General features: G+C 56.3%; 3 rRNA genes. All 3 read left to right on the plus strand.

Annotated elements, in window-relative coordinates:
• The first annotated feature begins 150 nt into the window (after positions 1–150).
• The 3 genes from AAHH99_RS17725 to rrf all read left to right on the plus strand — a co-directional run bounded on the left by AAHH99_RS17725 (position 151) and on the right by rrf (position 5,385).
• A 16S ribosomal RNA gene (locus AAHH99_RS17725) occupies positions 151–1,674 on the plus strand.
• Between the two features lie 369 nt (positions 1,675–2,043).
• Positions 2,044–5,171: ribosomal RNA gene (locus tag AAHH99_RS17730) — 23S ribosomal RNA — on the plus strand.
• 99 nt (positions 5,172–5,270) lie between these two features.
• A 5S ribosomal RNA gene (gene rrf / locus AAHH99_RS17735) occupies positions 5,271–5,385 on the plus strand.
• Together the 16S, 23S and 5S rRNA genes form the textbook arrangement of a ribosomal RNA operon.
• Positions 5,386–5,393: the final 8 nt, after the last annotated feature.

Below are 5,393 nucleotides of genomic sequence, written 5' to 3' on the forward strand. Positions count from 1 at the left end.
GCGGGTGTGTTGTTTGAGAACTCAATAGTGTGTTTGGTGGTTTTTGTTTGTTGTTGTTTTTTGCCATGCCCTGTTTTCCCGTTTGTGGGTGTGGTGTTTTTTGATGCCAGTTTTTGGTGTCTGTTTGGTCAGATTGTTCTGAACGTTTTTTGTTTGGAGAGTTTGATTCTGGCTCAGGACGAACGCTGGCGGCGTGCTTAACACATGCAAGTCGAACGGAAAGGCCCTTTCGGGGGTACTCGAGTGGCGAACGGGTGAGTAACACGTGGGTGATCTGCCCTGCACTTTGGGATAAGCCTGGGAAACTGGGTCTAATACCGGATATACCTCGCTGGTCGCATGGCCTGGTGGGGGAAAGCTTTTGCGGTGTGGGATGGGCCCGCGGCCTATCAGCTTGTTGGTGAGGTTATGGCTTACCAAGGCGACGACGGGTAGCCGGCCTGAGAGGGTGACCGGCCACACTGGGACTGAGATACGGCCCAGACTCCTACGGGAGGCAGCAGTGGGGAATATTGCACAATGGGCGCAAGCCTGATGCAGCGACGCCGCGTGGGGGATGACGGCCTTCGGGTTGTAAACCTCTTTCAGTGCCGACGAAGCGTAAGTGACGGTAGGCACAGAAGAAGGACCGGCCAACTACGTGCCAGCAGCCGCGGTAATACGTAGGGTCCGAGCGTTGTCCGGAATTACTGGGCGTAAAGAGCTCGTAGGTGGTTTGTCGCGTTGTCCGTGAAAACTCACAGCTTAACTGTGGGCGTGCGGGCGATACGGGCAGACTTGAGTACTGCAGGGGAGACTGGAATTCCTGGTGTAGCGGTGGAATGCGCAGATATCAGGAGGAACACCGGTGGCGAAGGCGGGTCTCTGGGCAGTAACTGACGCTGAGGAGCGAAAGCGTGGGGAGCGAACAGGATTAGATACCCTGGTAGTCCACGCCGTAAACGGTGGGTACTAGGTGTGGGTTTCCTTCCTTGGGATCCGTGCCGTAGCTAACGCATTAAGTACCCCGCCTGGGGAGTACGGCCGCAAGGCTAAAACTCAAAGAAATTGACGGGGGCCCGCACAAGCGGCGGAGCATGTGGATTAATTCGATGCAACGCGAAGAACCTTACCTGGGTTTGACATGCACAGGACGCTGGCAGAGATGTCGGTTCCCTTGTGGCCTGTGTGCAGGTGGTGCATGGCTGTCGTCAGCTCGTGTCGTGAGATGTTGGGTTAAGTCCCGCAACGAGCGCAACCCTTGTCTCATGTTGCCAGCGCGTTATGGCGGGGACTCGTGAGAGACTGCCGGGGTCAACTCGGAGGAAGGTGGGGATGACGTCAAGTCATCATGCCCCTTATGTCCAGGGCTTCACACATGCTACAATGGCCGGTACAAAGGGCTGCGATGCCGTGAGGTGGAGCGAATCCTTTCAAAGCCGGTCTCAGTTCGGATCGGGGTCTGCAACTCGACCCCGTGAAGTCGGAGTCGCTAGTAATCGCAGATCAGCAACGCTGCGGTGAATACGTTCCCGGGCCTTGTACACACCGCCCGTCACGTCATGAAAGTCGGTAACACCCGAAGCCGGTGGCCTAACCCCTTGTGGGAGGGAGCCGTCGAAGGTGGGATCGGCGATTGGGACGAAGTCGTAACAAGGTAGCCGTACCGGAAGGTGCGGCTGGATCACCTCCTTTCTAAGGAGCACCATATTTTTTCCCCCGCCCCCACGCCTGTGGGATCAGCCGCGGTTGGGATATCAGTGCCGGGGCCTGTAGTGGGTGTTTCGGCCGGTGCACAACAAACGTGAGAAGTGGTGTGGGAACACTGCTTTGAGGAATCATTGGACACACTATTGGGCTTTGAGACAACAAGCCTGTTTTTCCCTGGCCACTGTGTGTGGTGGGAGGTTTGGTTGTTGCCCTGCTTTGGTGGTGGGGTGTGGTGTTTGATTTGTGGATAGTGGTTGCGAGCATCTGCAGCAGGTGGCTCCTTTTTTGTGGGGGTGCTTGTTGTTGATAATGCAATTTTTTATTCTTCCGAGAATATTTTTTGATCTGTTTTGTGTGTAAGTGTTTAAGGGCGCATGGTGGATGCCTTGGCACTGGGAGCCGATGAAGGACGTGGGAGGCTGCGTTATGCCTCGGGGAGCTGTCAACCGAGCGTGGATCCGAGGATGTCCGAATGGGGAAACCCGGCACGAGTGATGTCGTGTCACCCAACGCTGAATATATAGGCGTTGGGGGGGAACGCGGGGAAGTGAAACATCTCAGTACCCGTAGGAAGAGAAAACAATTGTGATTCCGTGAGTAGTGGCGAGCGAAAGCGGAAGATGGCTAAACCGTGTGCATGTGATACCCGGCGGGGGTTGTGTGTGCGGTGTTGTGGGGCCTGTGTTCTATCTACCGCCGTGGATAGCAGCAGTGATAAAGCAGTGGGTTAGGTGAAGTGGCCTGGGATGGTCTGCCGTAGTGGGTGAGAGCCCCGTAACCGAAAACTTGTTGCCTGTTGTCGCAGGATCCCCGAGTAGCAGCGGGCCCGTGGAATCTGCTGTGAATCTGCCGGGACCACCCGGTAAGCCTGAATACTTCTCAGTGACCGATAGCGGATCAGTACCGTGAGGGAATGGTGAAAAGTACCCCGGGAGGGGAGTGAAAGAGTACCTGAAACCGTGTGCCTACAATCCGTCAAAGCCCTCCACTTTGTGGTGGGGTGATGGCGTGCCTTTTGAAGAATGAGCCTGCGAGTCAGGGACATGTCGCGAGGTTAACCCGTGTGGGGTAGCCGCAGCGAAAGCGAGTCTGAATAGGGCGTATCACGTCAATAGTGGCGTGTGTAGTGGTGTGTTCTGGACCCGAAGCGGAGTGATCTACCCATGGCCAGGGTGAAGCGCGGGTAAGACCGCGTGGAGGCCCGAACCCACTTAGGTTGAAGACTGAGGGGATGAGCTGTGGGTAGGGGTGAAAGGCCAATCAAACTCCGTGATAGCTGGTTCTCCCCGAAATGCATTTAGGTGCAGCGTTGCGTGTTTCTTGTTGGAGGTAGAGCTACTGGATGGCCGATGGGCCCTACTAGGTTACTGACGTCAGCCAAACTCCGAATGCCGACAAGTTAAAGCGTGGCAGTGAGACGGCGGGGGATAAGCTCCGTGCGTCGAGAGGGAAACAGCCCAGATCGCCGGCTAAGGCCCCTAAGCGTGTGCTAAGTGGAAAAGGATGTGCAGTCGCAAAGACAACCAGGAGGTTGGCTTAGAAGCAGCCACCCTTGAAAGAGTGCGTAATAGCTCACTGGTCAAGTGATTGTGCGCCGATAATGTAGCGGGGCTCAAGCACACCGCCGAAGCCGCGGCAATTCCATGCATGTCATGGGGTTGGGTAGGGGAGCGTCCTGCATCCGGTGAAGCCACGAAGTGATTCAGTGGTGGAGGGTGTGGGAGTGAGAATGCAGGCATGAGTAGCGATAAGGCAAGTGAGAACCTTGCCCGCCGGAAGACCAAGGGTTCCTGGGCCAGGCCAGTCCGCCCAGGGTGAGTCGGGACCTAAGGCGAGGCCGACAGGCGTAGTCGATGGACAACGGGTTGATATTCCCGTACCCGTGTATGAGCGTCCCTGATGAATCCATACTGCTAACCACCCAAACGGTGGCCTACCAATCCCTTCGGGGAGCGGGGGTCACCTGCTGCGTGGGACCCGTGTGGGTAGTAGTCAAGCGATGGGGTGACGCAGGAAGGTAGCCGTACCAGTCAGTGGTAATACTGGGGCAAACCTGTAGGGCGAGTGATAGGCAAATCCGTCACTCATAGGCCTAAGAGGTGATGCATAGCCGAGTGAGGCGAATTCGGTGATCCTATGCTGTCGAGAAAAGCCTCTAGCGAGCGCATACACGGCCCGTACCCCAAACCAACACAGGTGGTCAGGTAGAGAATACCAAGGCGTACGAGTGAACTATGGTTAAGGAACTCGGCAAAATGCCCCCGTAACTTCGGGAGAAGGGGGACCCCCACACCGTCAAGGCCTTCGCGGCCGGCAGCGGGAGGGGGTGGCACAAACCAGTGAGAAGCGACTGTTTACTAAAAACACAGGTCCGTGCGAAGTCGCAAGACGAGGTATACGGACTGACGCCTGCCCGGTGCTGGAAGGTTAAGAGGACCCGTTAACCCGCAAGGGTGAAGCGGAGAATTTAAGCCCCAGTAAACGGCGGTGGTAACTATAACCATCCTAAGGTAGCGAAATTCCTTGTCGGGTAAGTTCCGACCTGCACGAATGGCGTAACGACTTCTCAGCTGTCTCAACCATAGACTCGGCGAAATTGCATTACGAGTAAAGATGCTCGTTACGCGCGGCAGGACGAAAAGACCCCGGGACCTTCACTACAACTTGGTATTGGTGCTCGATTCGGTTTGTGTAGGATAGGTGGGAGACTATGAAACCATCACGCCAGTGATGGTGGAGTCGTTGTTGAAATACCACTCTGATCGTATTGGGCCTCTAACCTCGAACCGTCTATCCGGTTCAGGGACAGTGCCTGGCGGGTAGTTTAACTGGGGCGGTTGCCTCCTAAAAAGTAACGGAGGCGCCCAAAGGTTCCCTCAACCTGGATGGCAATCAGGTGTTGAGTGTAAGTGCACAAGGGAGCTTGACTGCGAGACCTACACGTCAAGCAGGGACGAAAGTCGGGACTAGTGATCCGGCACCCCCGAGTGGAAGGGGTGTCGCTCAACGGATAAAAGGTACCCCGGGGATAACAGGCTGATCTTCCCCAAGAGTCCATATCGACGGGATGGTTTGGCACCTCGATGTCGGCTCGTCGCATCCTGGGGCTGGAGCAGGTCCCAAGGGTTGGGCTGTTCGCCCATTAAAGCGGCACGCGAGCTGGGTTTAGAACGTCGTGAGACAGTTCGGTCTCTATCCGCCGCGCGCGTCAGAAGCTTGAGGAAACCTGTCCCTAGTACGAGAGGACCGGGACGGACGAACCTCTGGTACACCAGTTGTCCCACCAGGGGCACCGCTGGATAGCCACGTTCGGACAGGATAACCGCTGAAAGCATCTAAGCGGGAAACCCCCTCCAAGACCAGGCTTCTCACCCATTTCAGTGGGATAAGGCCCCCCGCAGACCACGGGATCGATAGACCAGACCTACACGCCCAGCAATGGGTTCAGGGAACTGGCACTAACCGGCCGAAAACTTACACACACTCGCAACCACACACCACGCGTATCAACCACGCAAACACACCCCACCACCAAAACACCCTTCCCAACACCAACTGGGACACTACAAAGTGAATAGAGTTACGGCGGTCAATAGCGGCAGGGAAACGCCCGGACCCATCCCGAACCCGGAAGCTAAGCCTGCCAGCGCCAATGATACTGCCCCACCCGGGCGGAAAAGTAGGACACCGCCGAACACAAATTA

Source organism: Mycobacterium neumannii, from assembly GCF_048452905.1.
Lineage (GTDB): Bacteria > Actinomycetota > Actinomycetes > Mycobacteriales > Mycobacteriaceae > Mycobacterium > Mycobacterium neumannii_B.